Source organism: Cellvibrio sp. PSBB023, from assembly GCF_002007605.1.
Lineage (GTDB): Bacteria > Pseudomonadota > Gammaproteobacteria > Pseudomonadales > Cellvibrionaceae > Cellvibrio.
In genome coordinates, this window is sequence record NZ_CP019799.1 from 277189 (window position 1) to 297778 (window position 20590).

Genomic DNA, 20590 nt, shown 5'->3' on the forward strand with positions numbered 1-20590 from the left:
TGTTCTTGGTGATTGTGTATCTAACACCTTTGCTATGAAAGGTGCTTATTTCTTGGTAAATATTTCTGGTAATACAGTCAAAAAGGCGTCCAATGGTTCGCGGCATTTGGATGCTTTCATCCGCATAACTGTGCCTTCCCAGGCATTGAATAGAAATTCTGCAATGATTGAAGAGGGAAGTTGGGTTTCAAGGCCGTCCCTGAGTCTGGCCTCTTCCAGCACATCTTCAATTGCCTGAGTGCTATTGCGCAGCATCTGGCGAACCTTTAAACGGATAGCCTCGCTGGATTCGGACATTTCCTGGCACATGTTGCCAAGAAAGCAGCCGCCATTGAGGTTTTCTTCGCAGCCGCCGATATTCGCAACAAAAAAACGGATTAGCCGCTCTTGGGGAGGAATACTGCGGTCACTGAGTAAGTGACGATTCTGGGCCATGCGCTCATCGGTCACTTTCTCCAAGGCTTCAATGGCAAAATCTTCTTTGCTTTTGAAGTAGGTGTAGAAGGAGCCTTTGGGCACATCGGCGGCGTTGACTATGTCCTGAATACTGGTGCCGTTATAGCCGCGGGTTGCCATGACTTTAAGGCCAGCATCCAGAAGATGATCTTTTTTCAGTTCGCGTTTGCTCATAATGTCAATATATGACCAGTCGTCTGCTTTTTCAAGCGAGAGGTTAGTTTATTAAGTTATAGGGCGATGGGTTTTGATGCTATAGCCATGTTGATCATTATTATTTGTTCTTGATATTGCCTATATCCGGCGTGTTGCCTGTATACAGCACACCGGATTAGAACTGATTAATGCGATTCTTTCAAATGTTTAATCAAGCGTGCTTTAAGGGCGGGAGGCAGGTTGCGGATAGTGAGTGTGTCCTGCTCTGGATCATATTCAATTTCACGCCCTAGACAATCCGATGCAAAACTCATACTGAGGGAGTCGTTGCGACCACTAATGCGCACATAGCTGCGAATTTGTCCCGCATGGGGGATAAACTCTGGTTTTATGTCAGGCTTAGTACTTTCTACATAGCGTACAAATCGCTCCGGTTCATAGCTCTTCACTTCTTCGGCAAGCGTGCTTGATAAGTCAGCGATGGTCACTGCCTTGCCCGCTTTGTTCTGCTCCAGGCAGTAATCGACTACTTTGGTACGTGTGATTTTGGCGGTTGTCTCATCCAGGGTGTTGCTGAAATCATCGACCACTTTTAAAAATTCGGCAGTTTCCTGTTTGATATCCTGTTTGTCGGTAAAGGCGATAAAGTGAGTAAATGCCTCGGCAATATCTTTATCGCTGCGCGCGCGCATCAGGGTCACATAGGTCGTTGAATCACCGCTGAGCCAGTCATTGAGCTGTATTTTGGCGGCGAGATTAAAGCCGGTGGTATCCAGAAACAGGGAGTCGTCCAGTACCAGATCGCCATCCAGATATAAGCCACTTTGATGCTCCACCAGATACAGGCTCAGGGTGTCTCCTACCTCCAGCTTTTCCTCTACAAAAACGATGTAGGCATCCAGTAATGATTCTGCTTTTTCCAGCGCCTGTTGGAACTGTTGCATGGCCTTGTGGCTGAAACTGAGGAAGCTCAGACGTTCATCGCGACAGTCGCGTAGCCAGGCAGGCAGAGGGAATTCGCCCAGTTCATCGGAAAAACGGCCATAACTTTTACCGCCCTTGCGGATGAACTGGGTTTTTAATTCATAGGCGAGTTCTTCCAGTTTGCCGTTTAGAGCAAGCACGTCATTGCGCAGTTGCAACTCAAATGCGCCACCGGGGCTGTGGCGATAAATACGGTGAGCAACAATCGAGGTTAGGGCCATAACAGAAATCGCTTCAATCAGTAGATTAATAGGAGTGGTTTTGCAAAGGCGGCTATTATAGGCGTCACGGTCCTTTTGCATACACAAGATTTGGGAGTTGCTATGCCGATCCAACGTTTAAACCCAACACCACGCTGGTCAGATGCCACGATTTTTAATGGCATCGCACATTTTGTGGAGGTGCCAAATAATACCCAATGTCCAATGGATGAGCAGATTGCGCAAATTCTGGCGCAAGCAGAGGCGACACTAGCCGCAATAGGCAGCGATAAATCCCGGCTTCTTTCCGCCACTATTTACCTGACCGATAAGAATAATGTTGCGACGCTCAATCGCGCTTGGGAAACCTGGTTGCCAGGAGGTTGCGCCCCGTCGCGTGCGTGTATCCTTGTGGAATTGTTAGATCCGGCAATGTTGGTGGAAATTGTATTTGTCGCTGCCGTGTCACCTGAGGTGAATTAAATCAGCGGGCTTGTTGTGCATTCGTGCCTATACTTTCCCTATTGTTCTGCGTTAGCAGCCTCACTGTGACAGGAATCTGATATGGCAACACCCATTGATCAATACTTGAATATTCTTGCGAAAAAAGACGGTTCAGATCTGTACCTCAGCACCGGTGCACCTCCCTGCGCCAAGTTTCAAGGTGTGTTAAAACCGCTTACCAATGAACCCTTTAAGCCGGGCGATATAGAACGTATTGCCAATGCCATCATGGATGATGAACAGCGCGCTATTTTTGCGCACGAATTAGAAATGAATTTGGCGATCTCCATTCATGGTGTCGGGCGCTTTCGTATTAATATTTTCAAGCAGCGCAATGAAGTGGCAATTGTGGCGCGTAACATTAAAACCGATATTCCGCAATTTGATGACCTCGGCCTGCCTGAAATTTTAAAAGAAGTCATTATGACCAAACGCGGCTTGGTGTTGTTTGTCGGCGGCACTGGCTCAGGGAAATCAACATCGTTGGCAGCCTTGATAGATCATCGCAATTCCTCCAGTGGCGGTCACATTATTACCATAGAGGACCCGGTTGAGTTTGTGCATAAACACAAGCGCAGTGTCATTAATCAGCGCGAAGTGGGTGTGGATACGCGCAGTTATAAAGCAGCTCTCAAAAATACCCTGCGCCAAGCGCCCGATGTCATTTTGATTGGTGAGATTCGCGATCGTGAAACCATGGAGCATGCCCTTGAGTTTGCTGAGACAGGGCATTTGGCAATTTCCACTTTGCATGCAAACAATGCCAATCAGGCGCTTGAGCGGATTGTTAACCTGTTTCCGGAGGAGCGCCGGCCACAATTATTAATGGGGCTCTCACAAAATTTACGTGCGTTTGTGTCCCAGCGGCTGGTGCCTACGGTCGATGGAAAGCGCTGCGCTGCTGTTGAAGTATTGCTCGGTACCAAAACTATTCAGGAGTTGATTTTTAAAAATCGCTTTACTGAAATTAAAGAGATTATGGAGAAATCGGAAAATCTCGGGATGCAAACTTTTGATGGCGCCATGTTTAAATTGTACATGGCCGGTAGAATCAGTTTTGACGATGCTATTGCCAATGCCGATTCACCCAACAACTTGCGTTTGCGTATCAAACTGGCAACGGATGGTGTCGCACCTGCAAAAGCAGAAACAGCAGCGGTGAAGCCCAGTGCAACAGCGGGTAGTTTTGGTGAATTGAGCTTGCAAAAAATTGATGAAGACGACGAAAACCAATGAGTGTAAAAACGATCGAGCAACTGCTTAAGCCCCATTCGATTGCGGTGATTGGTGCATCTAATCAACCCAACCGGCCGGGCAATGCTGTGATGCGCAATTTATTGCAGGAGCAGTTTGATGGCCCGATTATGCCAGTGACGCCGCACTATAAATCCGTTAATGGTGTATTGGCCTATCGCTCGATCGATGAATTACCCATAGTGCCCGATCTGGCGATTATTTGTACCCGCGCGACACGGGTGCCTGCCATTATTTTGCAGTTGGGGCGCAAAGGTACGCGCACGGCTATTGTGATTGCTGCGGGGTTGGATAATTTATTTACCGCGCAAGGCACTAACTTGCAGGAACAAATGTTGGCGATCGCCAAAGAGTGGGGCGTGCGAATTCTCGGCCCGGATTCACTGGGTATTCTGGTTCCTGCCTTGGGGTTAAATGCAAGTTACGCTCACATTAATGCGGCTCCGGGAAAAATTGCGGTGGTGTCACAATCATCGGCCGTGTGCGTTACCTTATTGGATTGGGCGCGCCGCCGCCGCATTGGTTTTTCACAATTTATTTCCTTGGGTGAGGGAGTTGATATTGATTTTGATGAGATATTGGATTATCTCGGGCGCGATGCACAAACCTCGGCAATTTTATTGTATATCGATGCGATTTATGATGGCCGCGCATTTATGTCAGCGGCGCGGGCCGCCTCTTTTAATAAACCGATATTGGTAATCAAGGCTGGTAGTTATACCGAAACCAGTCTATTAACCTCGCGTTTGCCCGTGGAAAAAATTGGCAATGATGCCGTGTATGATGCGGCATTTCGTCGCGCAGGTATGCTGCGCGTAGAGGACCTGCGCGAATTATTAGCCGCGGTGGAAACGCTGGCTAATGGCAAACCTATTTACAGTGAGCAATTGGTTATTATCGCTAACGGCAATGGCCCAAGTGCGATGGCAACTGATGCCTTGTTGCAGCGCGGTGGTCGCTTGGCTGTATTGGATGAAAAATTGGTCGAGCAAATTCAGCCCTTGATTCATTCGGGTGGCCGAGCAACAAATCCCATTAATTTATTGGGCGACGCCTCGCCAGAAACCTATCAAAAAGTGTTGCAGGTGATTTTGCAAAGCAATAGCGTGGATAATTTATTAATCATGCAAGCACCTTCCGCATTGACGCCCGGTGAGGTTTACGCCGATGCCATTATCAATACCTATAAACATTACACCGGCCGCAAACCCAATATTTTTTCCAACTGGATGGGTGAGGATGCGGCGCAAAATGCACGATTACGTTTTGCCGATGCGGGTATTGCATCTTTCCGTACTCCTGAAGGTGCTGTCGGTGCTTTTATGCACATGGTTCAGTACCGGCGCAACCAAAAATTATTATCAGAAACACCGGATTCCATTAGCGATAAGGTGCCTTATCAACCGCAGCAAGCGCAGCACATTGTGGCCCAGGTATTAGCGGAGGAGCGCGAGTTGTTGAAGCGTGATGAGGCGCTGCAATTCCTGGCGGATTACGGTATTAATACCGCCCCTTATTCTGTAGTAGATAAGACGGCAGCTGAATCGATACAAGGTGCGCACCCGCTGCGTATTGAAGTGCAACTTGATCCAGTATTCGGCCCGGTTATTTTATTGGGTGAGGCGGCCAGCCATTGGAGTATTCGCAGTAACGCTGTTGTTGCACTGCCGCCACTGAATATGGCACTGGCCCGTTACATGGTTATTCAGGCCTTGGCCGAGGGGAAAATTCGCGAGCGTGAAGGTTATGTGCCCTTGCATATGCCATCGCTCTGTTTATTGCTGACGCAAATCAGCCAAATAGTCATCGATCATCCTGCATTGCGCCGGTTATTAATTAATCCGGCCTTGGTTGCGGGCGAAACTATTTTGGTTGTAGATGCTGAGATTCATATCAGCGCAGAGAAAAATCCCTATCCGCTGGCGATCCGCCCCTATCCCAAGGAATTGGAAGAAGTGTTTTTGCTGCGTAATGAGCGCAGCGTGTTATTACGCCCCATTCGCCCTGAGGATGAATTAAATTTACAAGCCTTTGATAATTCGCAGAGTAAAGAGGATAGATACAAACGTTATTTTGCCGAGCTGCCGCAGTTTTCTCATGAGCAAATGGCACGATTAACGCAAATTGATTACGAGCGTGAGATGGCATTTGTCGCTGTTGCTAATAATGCGCAGGGGGATGAGGAAATTTTAGGTGTAGTGCGCGCGCAGCGTGATCCGGACAATACCTTTGCGGAGTTTGCGATGGCTATTCGCAGTGATTTGAAAGGTATAGGTTTGGGGTCGCGGATGTTGCAAAAAATGATTAATTACTCACGAGCGCAAGGCACGCAGCAATTAATCGGGTGCACTATGCTGGAAAATGCAGGCATGGCAAATTTGGCGCGCAAGCTGGGTTTTATGGTGAAGTACAATCGTGATGAAGGGCTGATTGATATGACGCTAACATTGTAAGCGTCATCGTAAAAACATCAGCAGGTTTGTAGTGGATTCAGGGTTGTAATTTTGCCAGCGCTTTAATGTGTGCAACAACACAGCGCCCCAATCCCAATAGGTCATATCCACCTTCCAGTGTCGATACTATACCGCGACATTGCTCATCCAGCGGCGTACTTTTACTCTCGTCCATGAGTGTGCGCAGTTGCTGGGTTATCCAGCCGTAATCCTGCTCTACCAAACTGATGGATGACATATCATCATCAATATAAGCATCAAAACCGGCTGAAATAAATATCATCTGTGGTTTAAATTGCGCTAACGCGGGTAGCCATTGTGTGCTGATCGCATCGCGAAACCCCTGGCTGCGGCATGTTGCAGCCAGGGGGGTATTAATAATGTGGGCAGGCACATCATCAATATTGGTGTGTGGATAAAACGGGTATTGGAAACTGGAGCAAAATAAAACGCGCGGGTCATTCATGAAAATGTCTTGCGTACCATTTCCATGGTGCACATCAAAATCAATAATAGCTACCCGTTGCAGTCCATGGTGTGCTAATGCATGGGCTGCAGCGACGGCTACATTATTAATAATACAAAAACCCATCGCGCGCGCGCGTTCTGCATGGTGACCCGGTGGGCGTACATTACAAAAGACTGCATCTGTTTTTCCATCCATGATCATATCCACACCCATAACCGCAGCACCTGCTGCATGACGTGCGGCAGTATAGGTATCGGGCGATAAATACACATCATCGGCAAAAGCATGAATACTATGCCCAGGAATTGCCGCCGCTATTTTTTGTAAATGCTCTTGTGTGTGAACACGTAATAGCTGCTCGTCAGTTGCTGCAACTGCATCGCGGTAATACAACAAACCATCAATACCGTTGGCCATGAGTTGATTGTTGATAGCATCCAAGCGCGCAGGGCACTCAGGATGATTGGTTGGCATTTGGTGTAAGTGACAACTGGGGTGACTAATCAGCGTAGCGATCATAAAAGGGATGCAATGGGTTGGTGATGTAGTGAACCGTTTTTTAGTCTAAAGCCAAACGTGTACTTTGGCGATATATTAGTAAGCCGTTCGCGCATATAAAAAGCGAAAATATTTATTTCCGCTTTTTATATTGCGATTGATGAGATGATTAGAAGGCCCAGTTAGCTTGCACACCGATAATATTGACATCCGCATCAAACGAACCTTCAACATGATGACCGGTGAGTGGATTGGTATTGTTGATATGTGCTTTATCAACTTTTATATGGCTATAACCCACATCAATCGATGTGGCTGGTGAAAAGGCGTAATTAAATCCTGCGCTAAGCCATAAGCGATCCTGATCTGGAATTCGTGGGTTTACCAGAGTGGGATTGGTTTGTGGTGCAGCATCAATCGCTGCACCAAAGCGCCAACTCCAGGGGCAATCGGATTTGTGGGTAAACCCAAGGGCGTAGCGCATAGTGTCTTTGTAATGCAATTCCAGTGTGTTAATGACGCGATTATTGTTGCTATTAATCACATCGACACTTTGGATTTTGCTCCATTCAGTCCAGGCAATATCAGCGTGAATCCACCAGTAGTCGCTCAATTGTTGTGAACCGCTGAGGGTAATGGTGTCTGGCAAGCGCAAACGTGCTTCAGCATCGCCAGCTACTGCCGCCAAAGATGCTGCACAAATAGTTCCGGTAGTAGGCGCAGGTGGTGCACCGGTAGGAAAGCCGGCATTGGGGCTGCACAAGGCATTCAATGAAAAACGTGCATCGCCTTGCAGATCAAATTCAGCGCCCTGACGCCATATGAGTCCAAGGCTTGTATGCGCTGTCGGCTTGTAATAAAGGCTCAGGTCCGCGGCAACGCTATCATCATCACCAGTAATTTTTGCACTGCTATCTGTGGCGGGCGAAGGCGCTACACCTAATGTTGAATCAAGCTTGCTTTCCAGTGTGACATCTGCGCGTTGATAGCTAACCCCCAAGCCTGCCGACCATGCATCAGTTAATACAACCCCGGCCACAGCATGAATATTAACAACTTCCAGTTTGCTGTGAGTGGCGAGGTAGCGCCCGTACCAGTCGTCGTCATAGTCACTGGCCAAACCATAGGGCGCATTTATGCCCAAGCCAAGAGTGACTCGCTCCGACAGTGGATGCACATAATAAATATTGGGCACATAGCCGACTTCATCCGTTTTTCCGGTGACGCCATTGGTGTTTGAATTTTCATTGTGGAAGGTCGATTGGGTAAAAATGGCATTGCCTGCCACCGTGAGTGCTGGCGCTTTTAATTCAACAATGCTGGCGGGATTAAAAAAAACATTGCTGGCATCAGAAACATCCGACGCAGTACCTGCAAAGGCTTTGCCCAGATGTGCTGGACTTTGTTCGAGAATTTGAAAGGACGCCGCGAATGTTGTCGCGGGAATTGACATCAGTGAAAATAATAAGGCGCTGGTAGAAAATAATGTAGCAGGTGCTGAAATAATGCGGGCCGTTGATGGTGCTTTTGGAAATATATGAATGGTCATAAATGCCTCCTGAGCTTTGCAATGATCCTCACGTAACGCAATGTAAGTGTAGACTGCAACATCAAGAGACGCTTGATAAAGACAAATTGGCTGTCACCCGCAACAAATATTGCAAGTGACAGCCAGTTTATTTATTGCTCGCGAGCAATTGCGCGATAGGCGATATCGGTGCGATAAAAAATGCCGTTCCAACTAATTTTTTGTGCCAGCTGATAAGCGCGTTGCTGTGCTTCCAATACGCTGTCACCCAATGCAGTTGCACAGAGTACGCGACCACCATTAGTCACTGTATTGCCATCTTTTATGGTGGTGCCTGCGTGGAAAACTTTTTCACCGGCGATTTCACTGGTTGGCAAACCGGAAATAATATCGCCTTTGTTATAAGCCTCCGGATAGCCACCAGCGGCGAGCACAACACCGACAGATGCACGCGAATCCCAATTAGCAGTGGTGTTATCCAAATCGCCTTTCAGTGCGGCCAAACACAGTTCAACCAAATCCGATTGCAAACGCAACATAATGGGTTGTGTTTCTGGGTCGCCAAAACGGCAGTTGTATTCAATGACTTTCGGATTGCCTGCCGCATCAATCATTAAGCCCGCATACAAAAAACCAACGTAGGTATTACCTTCTGCTGCCATACCATTGACGGTAGGATAAATGATTTCTTTCATCACACGCTCATGTACCTCTGGTGTGACTACAGGTGCTGGCGAGTAAGCGCCCATACCTCCTGTGTTGGGGCCAGTATCGCCATTGCCAACACGTTTGTGATCCTGACTGGTCGCCATTGGCAATACATGCTTGCCATCCACCATCACAATAAAGCTGGCTTCTTCACCGGCGAGGAATTCTTCAATAACTACACGGCAACCAGCATCGCCAAACGCGTTACCAGAGAGCATATCGCGCACGGCCTCTTCAGCTTGTTGCAAGGTTTCAGCAACAATGACGCCTTTACCTGCGGCAAGGCCATCGGCCTTGATAACAATCGGTGCGCCTTTCTCACGCAAGTAGGCGAGGGCAGGTTCCACTTCGATAAAGTTTTGGTAATCCGCCGTAGGAATTTTGTGGCGAGCAAGAAAATCCTTGGTGAAAGCTTTGGAGCCTTCCAGCTGAGCGGCGCCTTTGCTGGGGCCAAAGCACAACAAATTGCGCGCTTGAAAATAATCCACCACGCCTGCTACCAGCGGAACTTCTGGACCGACAATGGTTAAGCCGACATTATTATTTTCCGCAAACTGGGCGAGGGCTTCAAAATTCAAAACGTCGATAGCCACGTTTTCCAATTTGGGTTCCAGCGTTGTACCGGCATTGCCGGGCGCGACAAATACTTTTTCTACTTGTGGGCTTTGTGCGGCTTTCCAGGCGAGTGCATGTTCGCGGCCGCCGTTGCCAATAATTAATAGGTTCATAGTTCAATCCAAACAATTTACATCGCAAAATAAAAACTCCCGCAATGCGGGAGTGGCGAAAATTAATGGCGGAAGTGACGCATACCGGTAAATACCATCGCCATGCCATGTTCGTTGGCAGCGGCAATTACTTCTTCATCGCGCATTGAACCACCGGGTTGAATTACGGCGGCGATACCCACTTTAGCCGCGTTGTCGATGCCGTCGCGGAAGGGGAAGAATGCATCGGAAGCCATGACTGATCCGGCAACCTGCAGGCCAGCATGTTCCGCTTTAATGGCGGCGATACGTGCAGAGTTCACCCGGCTCATTTGGCCAGCGCCAACGCCGATAGTCTGTGAGTTTTTGGCGTAGACAATAGCATTGGATTTAACAAACTTGGCGACCTTCCAAGCGAACAATAAATCGCGCAGTTCGTCTTCCGTAGGAACGCGTTGCGTGACGATTTTTAAATCTGCAGCGGTGATCATGCCGTTATCGCGGTCTTGCACTAACAGGCCGCCGTTGACGCGTTTGTAATCCAATCCTGCAAAACGTTCGGTGCCCCATTCGCCACAAGCGAGCAGGCGTACATTTTGTTTGGCTTTTACCACCTCAATGGCTTCGGCAGAAACGCTGGGTGCAATAATCACTTCAACAAACTGACGCTCAACAATGGCTTGTGCGGTGGCCGCATCCAGCTCGCGGTTGAACGCAATAATGCCACCGAAGGCAGATTCAGTATCGGTAGCGTAGGCGAGATCGTAGGCATCTTTAATATTGGCTGCCACCGCAACACCGCAAGGGTTTGCATGCTTCACAATCACACACGCAGGTTCAGTGAAACATTTAACGGTTTCCAGTGCGGCGTCAGTATCGGCTACGTTGTTGTACGACAGCTCTTTACCTTGTAATTGTTTGGCGGTAGCAATGCTCGCTTCCTGCGGATTTTTTTCCACATAAAACGCGGCTTTTTGATGTGGGTTTTCGCCGTAACGCATTTCTTGTGCTTTGATAAATTGGCTGTTGAAGGTGCGAGGGAAATCGGCACTGCCACCTTCTACCAAACGGCCAAAATAATTGGCAATAGCACCATCATAAGCAGCGGTGTGCTCGTAGGCTTTAATTGCCAGGTTGAAACGGGTTTTTAATGAGGTGCTGCCATTGTTGGCTTGCATTTCCGCAAGAATGGTGGCGTAGTCTGATGCGTTAACAACAATGTTGACGTGGGCGTGGTTTTTAGCCGCTGCGCGCACCATGGTTGGGCCGCCGATATCAATATTTTCTACGGCGTCTTCCAGTGAGCAATTTTTGTTGGCGACTGTTTTTTCAAAGGGATAGAGGTTTACGACAACCATATCAATGGCATTGATGCCATGTTCGCGCATGATGGCTTCATCGGTACCGCGACGCCCCAAAATGCCACCGTGTACTTTCGGGTGCAGGGTTTTAACGCGACCATCCATCATTTCCGGGAAGCCGGTGTAGTCAGAGACTTCAATAGCAGGGATCTTGTTGTCGGTCAGCAATTTGAAGGTGCCGCCGGTTGATAAAATTTCCACGCCTTGGGCGTGCAGGGCTTGGGCAAATTCAACAATGCCGGTTTTATCAGACACGCTAATAAGCGCGCGTTTTACTGCAACAAGATCGGAAGTATTGGACATACACTGTTCCTGTAAAATTGATGATGTAAAAGTGAAAGGTAGAAAAAATAAAATTCGCTAAAAAGCAAAAGGGGTGGAAACGAATCACCACCCCTTTTTTGATTTGCGCCAGGTTTTTTTGAGGTTCCCAGTGCGCTGTAAAAATTACAGCAGACCGTATTGCTTTAATTTTTTACGCAGTGTGCCACGGTTTAGGCCCAACACTTGTGCGGCGCGGGTTTGATTGTGACGGGTGTACTTCAATACGATTTCCAGCATAGGTGCTTCCACTTCGGCCAGAACCATTTCGTACACGTTGCTAACGTCTTGGCCGTCGAGGTGTTTGAAATAGTTTTCAACGGCTTGCTCTACGCAGCCGCGCAGCGATTGAGCTTGTACTGGTTGAGTGGGGGCAGCTTGTGCTGGAGTTGCATCAGCAAAGAAAGTTGCAGTATTCATGCGGCTTTTTCCTCTTTCGTAAGCAGCTGTTCAAAGAAATTTTGAATGCTGGTTTGTTGTTCTTCTGCGTTATCTATAGCGTTAAAGGTTTTGCGAAAAATTTCGCTGCCTGGGACCGTTTGCAAGTACCAGCTCACGTGTTTGCGAGCGATACGCGGGCCCATAAACTCACCATAAAAACGGTATAACTCGCGCAGATGGGTAGATAAAATATCCCTGACTTCTATCAGGGATGGTTCAGGTAATTGCTCACCGGTTTGCAGGTAATGTGCAATCTCCCGGAAAATCCACGGGCGCCCTTGGGCCGCTCGTCCAATCATCACCGCTGCCGCTCCGGTGTAATCCAACACGGTTTTGGCTTTGTGTGGTGAATCTATATCGCCATTGGCAAATACCGGAATCTTCACGGCATTGACTACACTGGCGATAGTGTCGTATTCGGCTTGGCCAGCAAAGGCGTCGGCGCGGGTGCGACCATGAAGAGCAAGGGCTTGTATACCTGCATCTTCAGCGATGCGTGCAATACGCACCGCATTGCGTTCTTCGTTGCTCCAACCAGTGCGAAACTTCAGGGTGACGGGAATGTCCACCGATTTCACTACTGTCTGCAAAATATCGGCGACCAACTGCTCGTCTTTCAATAGCGCTGAGCCAGCCGCTTTTTTACATACTTTTTTAGCAGGGCAGCCCATGTTGATGTCGATAATCTGGGCGCCATTCGCGGCATTTAAGCGCGCCGCTTCGGCGATCATGTCCGGATCACCGCCCGCGATTTGCACTGCTATCGGTTCGGCTTCGCCGGTATGATCCATCCGCAAGCTACTTTTACGACTCCCCCATAAGCTGGCATCGGCGGTGAGCATTTCCGAAATCACCAAGCCCGCGCCCAGAGAGCGACACAATTGACGAAACGGCCGATCAGTAACGCCTGCCATAGGCGCGAGAATCATCTGGCTGTCGATAGTGTAGGGGCCGATACTAAACACGTGGTTGGTTTGCAGTGATCGAGTTGTCGTTGTTGCGGTCATACCGGAAACTCCGGCGTTAGCCTGAGCAAGTCAGCACAAAAATTGAGCTGTTGGCCTGCGTTAAAGGGGCGCCATGATACCCGTTTGGGGTGGGGTTGGGAACGCAAAAAACGCAAAAAACGGTGTTTTTTTGAGCGATAAAAACAGGCTTTTTTAGTGATATCGGGTTGCAAAAAAAGCAGATTTGGGGCAGCGGCTGGGCTGGAGTGGTTTTTAGTTGTTCATCCCCATCAGTTTGATCCCTATGAGGTAAAGCTGCGCCCCCGGTTGTTGCTTTTTGTACAGTGAGGGCGCAAGTCGTGTGTTGTTACTGTTGTGGGATGTGAATGCGGTAGTTCACTGCCTCGGCGCCCGGGTCCACTATATCGAGGGTGATATAGACTTTTTGGTTTTGCGGCATCAGATCCCTGCCTGCCAGCTCACCGCCCAAGTAATCCTTCGGGGTAAAGCGCCGTGAGGCGACCAGATTGTCATCCAGATCGCTGAATACGAGGACCAGATCCGGAAAGGGTTGATCGAAAGGAGCACCGTTAATAATCATCACATCAACCGCCAGTGCATTCTCGGCATCGGGGTGTTCGCGCACAACCAGGTTGGAGGTGGTGATTTGGCGGGTATCCACCAGTGTGGGGAGTTCACAGCCAAGGTAAGGGCAGGCAAATAGATAGGCGGTGCGATAGGGTTCAATACGACTCAGGGAATCGAACTTGAACCAGGCTATCTGCACGGCGAGTGTAATCAGTCCGATCAGGCTTAAGGTTGCCCATAATTTGCGTTGATACCAGCGGCGCATACTTTTGGCTGTAAATTCGATCGGCGCGGGAATGATGTTCATCAATAGCGCGGCGCGAGATCCGTCGTAGGCGCGGATTTTGGGTTGGGTTTTCACCTGGCGCTTGTGCGCGTCATCGCTGGGTGGTGTTTCTGCGTCAATGCCAGTGTCGGTATTGATTGCTTCATCGAGTGGTGTGGCCGATGGTTGAAACCCTTGGTGATCGGGAATCTTCGCCAGTTCTTCACTGAGTATAAATTCATCTGTTGCGGTCGAGGCCTGACTCTCGGTTTCATCCACAAGGCTGAATACTAGCCCCGGTGTTGCAGGTTTACTGTCGCCAGGGAAGTTATTGTCGGATGGCGCAGGTGTTACAGCATGGCTGGCAAGCAGTGCCTCATCGGCCAGCTCCTCATCGGACTTGGGGCGAGCTACACCTAATTGCGGCACAGTCTCCTCTTCATCAATCAGCATTTCTGCCCAGGATTCATCCGCCTCTTTGTGTTGTTTGTCGTCGCTGTCATTATCGGGGCGAATCTTACGCTCAAACAGAGACACGTCCGTCGTTGGCTTTACGTCTATATCCATAAAGCTGTCGAATTCGTACTTGCTGTCCTCGGCCAGCGGCTCCTCCATGTCGTCGCTAATAAGAATGTCATCACCATCATCCAGAGTGATGGGCTTGATGATTTTTCGTACGGCGACCGGTTTTTCGGGGATGGGTGGCTGTTGTTGCAGTGTGTGTAAATCCGGCTTTTTCAGCGTCACATTGGACGACTCTGACGCGGCTTTTGGTTGCACTGGCTGCTGTGCGTTTGGCGTGTTTGGTGGTGTAGTTGTATTGATAGCACGTGGAGTTGCGCTCGGTGTAATCGCTGGTATCGTGCGTTTGGGTGTGTCAATTTGTGCTGGTGCTGGTGCTGGTGCTGGTGCGGCGACAGGTGGTGTATTTGGCTTCACAGCAACCAGATATTCCTGCGCCTTGAACACGTTCAGGCAAGAACCGCAGCGCACTGCACCCTTCGCGGTTTGCAGCTGGCTTTGGGTTACACGAAATGCAGTTTCACATTTTGGGCAACGGGTGATCATTGGGTTGCTGGCAGAGGTCATGTCTATGGGCTCTTAAACCTGTCGAAGTAATCAGCGAGATTGCACAGTGTAGCTTTTCGCGAGCTATGCGGTAAATTGCGACGCGCGCGCCAGCCAGGGTTGTCGCGTCGCAATGCCAACTATCTCACCTTTGTGGCCGTCAGGCGTACCCATTCTTCTTGTTCGGCGACAGGATCAAATTCAAACCAGGGTTCATAGGCCGCCATCACTGATTTTGCTTGAATCGCCAGTATGCCGGATAGGCAGAGCTTGCCGCCTACTTTGGTCATGGCATTCAGTGCGGGAGCCAATTCGGCCAGTGGGCCAGCGAGAATATTGGCTAGCATGACATCCACCTGACCTTTGGGGCAGTTTGGCGGTAAATAGACGGGCATGGCATCCGCCGGTAAATGATTGCGTTTGGCGTTTTCGGTGGTGGCGAGTAGTGCTTGTGGGTCGATGTCTACGCCGATCACGCGCTTGGCGCCTAACAGCAGGGTGGCAATGCCCAAAATGCCTGAGCCGCACCCATAGTCGACGACGTCAAGCCCTTTAAAATCCTGTTGATCAATCCACTGCATGCACAGGAAAGTGGTTGGGTGGGTACCGGTACCAAATGCCAGGCCGGGGTCAAGCATCAGGTTTACCTTGTCCGGTTCCGGCGGCTGTTGCCAGCTGGGGCAAATCCATAGGCGCTCACCGCAGCGAATAGCATGGTAGTTGGTCATCCATTCGCGCTCCCAGTCTTTGTCTTCCAGTTGTTCCCAATAGTGCTCAGGCAATGGGTTGCCAAAGCGCCGCTCAGCAATGGCGATGGTCTTGGCGGTATCAATTTCTGCATCGAACAGGCCGGTGATTTTGACGCTGTCCCACAGTGGTGTCTCGCCCAAACCGGGTTCCAGAATGGGTTGATCTGCGTTGTCTTGCAGTGTGACTGAGGCGGCACCGCAGGCCAATAGTGAATCCTCAAGGGATTCGGCGTAGCGGCGTGTACTGATGATTTTGAGTTGCAGCCAGGGCATAGACTTCTGCTCTTGGTGAAAAAAGATGTGCTCTTGGTCGAGGTGAATGCAAAAGGGCGCGATAAATCGCGCCCTTTTGGTCAATCGGCTGATATTACTCGGCCAATTTCTTTTCCAGGTAGTGAATGTTTACACCACCTTTGCGGAATTCGGTATCGCGAACCAACATTTGCTGTAGCGGGATGTTGGTGCGAATACCATCCACAATTGTTTCATCCAGCGCGTTGCGCATACGGTTCAGGGCGATCTCGCGGGTATCACCGAAGGTGATAATTTTGGCGATCATTGAGTCGTAGTTGGGCGGCACTGTGTAGCCGTTGTAGAGGTGAGAATCCACCCGTACACCCAAGCCACCGGGGGCATGGAAACCTTTTACCAGGCCGGGGCAGGGCATAAAGGTTTTGGGGTCTTCGGCGTTGATGCGGCATTCAAATGAGTGGCCGCGAATGACTACATCGGATTGCTTGTAGGACAGCGGCAAACCGGAGCAAACGCGAATTTGCTCTTTGATCAAATCGATGCCGGTTACCATTTCCGATACTGGATGTTCCACCTGGATACGGGTGTTCATCTCGATAAAGTAAAAACGTCCGTCTTCGTACAGGAACTCAAAGGTTCCTGCGCCTTTGTAGCCAATATCAATACAGGCTTTAACGCAGGCGGCATAAGTCTCTTCGCGTACGTCTTGCGGAATGCCGGGTGCAGGTGCTTCTTCCAATACTTTTTGGTGGCGGCGTTGCAGTGAGCAATCGCGATCACCCAAGTGAATGGCGTGCCCCTGGCCGTCAGACAGGATCTGAACTTCCACGTGGCGTGGGTTCTGCAGGAATTTTTCCATGTACACAGTGCCATCGCCAAATGCGGCTTTGGCTTCGCCCTGAGTGACGTGGATGGAGCTGATTAATGCGGCTTCGGTGTGTACCACGCGCATACCGCGACCACCGCCACCGGCAGCTGCCTTGATGATGATGGGATAGCCAATGCGTTTGGCGATTTTCATGCACTCTTCCGGGTCATCCGGCAGCGGGCCATCGGAGCCGGGAACGGTGGGAACACCAGCTTTTTTCATTGCCTTGATGGCTTCAACCTTGTCGCCCATCATGCGGATAACCGCTGGGTCCGGGCCGATAAAGGTAAAGCCGCTGTTTTGCACGCGCTCGGCAAAGTCAGCATTTTCCGCCAGAAAGCCGTAGCCGGGGTGTACCGCTTCGGCGTCGGTGATTTCCATGGCCGCGATAATCGCAGGCACATTGAGGTAGCTTTTGGGTGACGGGTTTGGCCCGATACACACCGATTCATCCGCAAGGCGAACGTGTTTCAAATCGCGGTCAACCTGGGAGTGCACGGCAACAGTCTTGATGCCCAACTCTTTGCAGGCGCGCAATACGCGCAGCGCGATTTCGCCACGGTTGGCGATCAAAATTTTATCGAACATAAACCAATTCCTCAGCGATTAGTGAATAGGTCGCCTGTGTTAAAACAGTGAGGCGACAGCCACAACAAATGGTTAGGCAATAGTCACTAAAGGCTGGTCAAATTCAACGGGGCTGCCGTCTTCAACCAGAATGGCTTCAATCACACCGGCTTTATCGGCTTCGATCTGGTTCATCATTTTCATGGCTTCAATAATGCAAATCACATCGCCTGCTTTAACGTGCTTGCCTACTTCAATAAATGACGGCGAGCCTGGGCTTGGTGAGCGGTAAAAGGTGCCGACCATAGGTGATTTCACCAGATGGCCAGAGGGTACTGCAGGTGCTGGCGCCGCTGCAGGGGCTGCTGCTACGGGAGCTGTCGGTGCAGCAGGTGCTGGTGCAGCGGGTGCGGCAAAACCTTGCGGTGCAGTGAAGTATTGGGTGGTGCCACTGTTGCGTGCGATACGCACAGATTCTTCGCCCTCTTTGATTTCCAGCTCGCCGATGTTGGATTCTTCCAGCAGCTCGATCAGTTTTTTAATTTTGCGAATATCCATAGTGTCCTCTTTGGCAACATAGGTTGAAGGTTGATATTGGTTGTTGGCCTGATAAATAAAAGCGCTATTTGATCAGGGTAAAAGCAGCTTGCAGCGCCAGGTCATAGCTTGTGGCGCCAAATCCACAGATGACGCCTTGGGCGACATCGGAGAAATAGGAGTGATGACGAAAAGCCTCGCGTTTGTGCACGTTGGATAAGTGAACCTCGATAAACGGAATATCTACACCCAGTAATGCATCGCGCAAGGCAACGCTGGTATGGGTAAAGGCGGCTGGGTTGATAATAATGAAATCAACCCCTTCCTTGCGGGCATCGTGAATGCGATCAATGAGTTCGTATTCCGCATTGCTTTGCAGGGTTTGCAAGTGATGACCTGCATCAAGTGCAGTTTGGGTGAGCTTGCGATTAATGTCTTCCAGTGTGGTGGCTCCATAGATGCCTGGTTCGCGCAGCCCCAAAAGGTTCAGGTTGGGGCCGTGAAGTACCAAAATGGTTGCCATTGACTGTGATCCTGCAGTGATATTCTGTTTTTGTGCGCGAAATCACCAATGTCGGGTGAGTGTCGGCCTGTCTGGATTTAAATGTGACAAGAGTTTGCCGCAAAAACCCTGATCTGTCCACGATAGCAGCGAAATTTTGTTGAGTTGGCAGAAAATGCCTGCATGATTGAAGAAGTTAGTCGTGGTGATACTAAAAAGCGGCACTTAAATAACACTTTTGCAGGATTATCCCCGCATCATGCCCTCACGATAGCGGCACAATGCGAGAAGTTGTGTAAATTTGTCGCCAAAAGAGCCTAAAATCGCCAAAAAGTAAAAATTTATAGGTTATTTTCGCCTTTCAGTGTGCGGATTACCAAATCCTTGGTGAGTAGTTGCGGCAATATTTGACCCTTGCCTGTGTGATTAGCGGGAAACCAAAGGTATAAAGGCACTCCGCTGCGGCCATATTCTTGCAGTAATTCGGTGATTTTCGGGTCCGTATTGGTCCAATCGCCTTTTATTGTTGCCACATTAAGTGCGTCGAATACGGCTTCTACGGCGGGTGTGTCTAATGCAATACGTTCGTTGGCAAGGCATGTCAGGCACCAATCGGCGGTGAGGTTTACAAATACCGGGCGGCCCTGGCTGCGTAAATCAGCTAATAACTCGGGGCTATAGGCTTGCCAGCGTCCTTGTTGTTGCGCCTGATTATTGAGCGCTGGTGTTTGGAAAATAAGTGCCAGTGCAGCAATCCAACTGGCGGCGATAGCCAAGCGGCGCAACCAAAGCCAGAGGCCTGCGGCATGGCGTCCTTGTAGCCAACAACCAAAGGTAATCAGGACTGCACCAATACACAGGCTGGCCATACCATTAACGCCAGTTTGGCGTCCGTAAACCCAGAGCAACCAAATTGCGCTCAGGTAAAGAGGGAAGGCGAGCACTTGTTTTAAATTGTCCATCCAGGCGCCGGGTTTGGGCAGGCGATTGGCCAGTGTCGGCAGGTAACACAGCAGTAATAGTGGCAGCGCCATACCAAAACCCAGTGCAGCAAAAATGGCGATGCAAACCAGTGCTGGTTGTGTCAGGGCAAGCCCGAGGGCGGCGCCCATGAAGGGGGCTGTACAGGGGCTGGCAACAACGGCTGCCAGCACGCCGGTAAAAAAGGAGCCACTCAAGCCGGATTTCTGCGTCAGTTGTTGGCCTGCTCCCATCAAGCTGCCGCCAAAGTGAATCAGGCCGGACATGCTCAATCCCATCACAAAGAATAAATAGGTGAGTGCGGCTATTAGCCCCGGTGACTGCAGTTGGAAGCCCCAGCCCACAGCTTCGCCCCCTTTGCGCGCCAAAATCAGGGCGATGGCAAAACCGACAAAGCACACCACAATACCCAGGGTGTAAACCCAGCCGTGCACTGCCAGTCTGCTGCGGTCAGCAGCGGCGAGGCTCATCACTTTGATCGATAACACCGGAAACACGCAGGGCATCAGGTTCAGGATCATTCCACCTAGCAGGGCGAGAAGCATCGCAAATAACCAGCCAGTATTAGTCGTGGACGGCGGTGCGTTTATGGTGGCGGGCGTAGTTGAGGCGGTGGATGCGGTAACAGATTGTTCGGTCACGCTGAGCATTGCCGGATCGACAAGCAGGGTGATTTTTTGTGGTGGATAGCACAGACCTGCATCAGCGCAGCCCTGGTATTCTGCTTTCAAGGTAAAAGCGTGTTGGATCTGGCTGATATCAAATGTTGCCGTCACTTCGTGGTAGTGCACCATGGTTTCGCGTTCAAACAGCTCGTCGTACTTCATTTTGCCCATGCTGTAAGCAGGGCTTAGCGAAACAGGTTGGTCGGCTTTAAATTTGAAGCGCTCTTGGTACAGGTAGTATTTGTCGGCGATGGCCCAGTGTAATGTGAGCTGCTCGCGCGTTATCTGGAAGTCGGGTTTAAATGCCTCAGCAACCGGCAAGAATTCATCCTGGGCACCCAGCAGGCTGGTAGTGCTATTGAGGCTGGTGTTTTTGGCAAAAGGGTCGGCGGCATAGCCCGGTGTCGCGAAGGCGATGAGGCTGACGATCAGTAATGCCACGGCCTTGGCGTAGCCTGAGAATCCTGAAAATAAGTGACGAGTCTTATGCATGGATAAAGTATCTTGATCAAAATGGTTGGAGAGTGCCCGGTTCAGGTGTCCTTAAGCGCGACTTACAGT

General features: G+C 50.0%; 17 protein-coding genes. 3 read left to right on the forward strand and 14 right to left on the reverse strand.

Annotation, left to right across the window (positions count from 1 at the left end; translation table 11 throughout):
• Positions 1–45 precede the first annotated feature (45 nt).
• Together B0D95_RS01280 and B0D95_RS01285 are read right to left on the reverse strand one after the other, a co-directional pair.
• The gene (locus B0D95_RS01280; protein WP_078042193.1) at positions 46–630 is read right to left on the reverse strand and encodes a TetR/AcrR family transcriptional regulator; all 585 of its coding nucleotides are present in this window, start codon (positions 628–630) and stop codon (positions 46–48) included.
• 167 nt (positions 631–797) lie between these two features.
• Positions 798–1817, reverse strand: coding sequence for a nucleoid-associated protein (locus tag B0D95_RS01285; protein ID WP_078045576.1), 1020 nt, complete (start codon positions 1815–1817; stop codon positions 798–800).
• Positions 1818–1919: 102 nt separating this feature from the next.
• Here B0D95_RS01285 and B0D95_RS01290 point away from each other — a divergent pair, with 102 nt between their 5' ends.
• The 3 genes from B0D95_RS01290 to B0D95_RS01300 all read left to right on the forward strand — a co-directional run bounded on the left by B0D95_RS01290 (position 1920) and on the right by B0D95_RS01300 (position 6007).
• Positions 1920–2279, forward strand: a complete 360-nt coding sequence (locus B0D95_RS01290) for a RidA family protein (RefSeq protein ID WP_078042194.1) — start codon at positions 1920–1922, stop codon at positions 2277–2279.
• An 81-nt stretch (positions 2280–2360) separates the two neighbouring features.
• Entirely contained in the window at positions 2361–3536 is a 1176-nt protein-coding gene (locus B0D95_RS01295; RefSeq protein WP_078042195.1) for a PilT/PilU family type 4a pilus ATPase, read from the forward strand.
• A complete protein-coding gene (locus B0D95_RS01300; protein WP_078042196.1) occupies positions 3533–6007 on the forward strand; it encodes a bifunctional acetate--CoA ligase family protein/GNAT family N-acetyltransferase in 2475 nt (824 codons plus the stop codon). The genes B0D95_RS01295 and B0D95_RS01300 overlap by 4 nt, the downstream gene beginning before the upstream one ends.
• Positions 6008–6044: 37 nt before the next feature.
• Here the strand turns inward: B0D95_RS01300 and B0D95_RS01305 are convergent, their stop codons facing one another.
• The 12 genes from B0D95_RS01305 to B0D95_RS01360 form a co-directional block, all read right to left on the reverse strand.
• Positions 6045–6995 (reverse strand): histone deacetylase family protein, encoded by a 951-nt coding sequence (locus tag B0D95_RS01305; RefSeq protein WP_168172380.1) that lies wholly within the window; start codon positions 6993–6995, stop codon positions 6045–6047.
• A 148-nt stretch (positions 6996–7143) separates the two neighbouring features.
• Entirely contained in the window at positions 7144–8523 is a 1380-nt protein-coding gene (locus tag B0D95_RS01310; protein WP_246841695.1) for an OmpP1/FadL family transporter, read from the reverse strand.
• A gap of 131 nt (positions 8524–8654) precedes the next feature.
• Entirely contained in the window at positions 8655–9938 is a 1284-nt protein-coding gene (purD, locus tag B0D95_RS01315; RefSeq protein ID WP_078042197.1) for a phosphoribosylamine--glycine ligase, read from the reverse strand.
• A 62-nt stretch (positions 9939–10000) separates the two neighbouring features.
• Entirely contained in the window at positions 10001–11581 is a 1581-nt protein-coding gene (purH, locus tag B0D95_RS01320) for a bifunctional phosphoribosylaminoimidazolecarboxamide formyltransferase/IMP cyclohydrolase (protein ID WP_078042198.1), read from the reverse strand.
• Positions 11582–11725: 144 nt separating this feature from the next.
• Positions 11726–12019, reverse strand: a complete 294-nt coding sequence (gene fis, locus B0D95_RS01325; protein ID WP_078042199.1) for a DNA-binding transcriptional regulator Fis — start codon at positions 12017–12019, stop codon at positions 11726–11728.
• A complete protein-coding gene (gene dusB, locus B0D95_RS01330) occupies positions 12016–13047 on the reverse strand; it encodes a tRNA dihydrouridine synthase DusB (protein ID WP_078042200.1) in 1032 nt (343 codons plus the stop codon). Before dusB ends, fis begins: the two co-directional genes overlap by 4 nt.
• Before the next feature lie 307 nt (positions 13048–13354).
• Entirely contained in the window at positions 13355–14929 is a 1575-nt protein-coding gene (locus B0D95_RS01335; RefSeq protein ID WP_078042201.1) for a DUF3426 domain-containing protein, read from the reverse strand.
• Positions 14930–15048: 119 nt separating this feature from the next.
• On the reverse strand, positions 15049–15930 hold the full coding sequence (gene prmA, locus B0D95_RS01340; RefSeq protein ID WP_078042202.1) for a 50S ribosomal protein L11 methyltransferase: 882 nt from the start codon (positions 15928–15930) through the stop codon (positions 15049–15051).
• A 94-nt stretch (positions 15931–16024) separates the two neighbouring features.
• Positions 16025–17365 carry an acetyl-CoA carboxylase biotin carboxylase subunit gene (accC, locus tag B0D95_RS01345; RefSeq protein ID WP_078042203.1) on the reverse strand — a complete coding sequence of 447 codons (1341 nt, stop codon included), beginning with the start codon at positions 17363–17365 and terminating at the stop codon, positions 16025–16027.
• A gap of 72 nt (positions 17366–17437) precedes the next feature.
• Positions 17438–17902, reverse strand: coding sequence for an acetyl-CoA carboxylase biotin carboxyl carrier protein (accB, locus tag B0D95_RS01350; protein WP_078042204.1), 465 nt, complete (start codon positions 17900–17902; stop codon positions 17438–17440).
• Between the two features lie 64 nt (positions 17903–17966).
• Positions 17967–18404, reverse strand: coding sequence for a type II 3-dehydroquinate dehydratase (aroQ, locus tag B0D95_RS01355; RefSeq protein ID WP_078042205.1), 438 nt, complete (start codon positions 18402–18404; stop codon positions 17967–17969).
• Between the two features lie 320 nt (positions 18405–18724).
• Positions 18725–20521, reverse strand: a complete 1797-nt coding sequence (locus B0D95_RS01360) for a protein-disulfide reductase DsbD (RefSeq protein WP_078042206.1) — start codon at positions 20519–20521, stop codon at positions 18725–18727.
• Between the last annotated feature and the right edge of the window lie 69 nt (positions 20522–20590).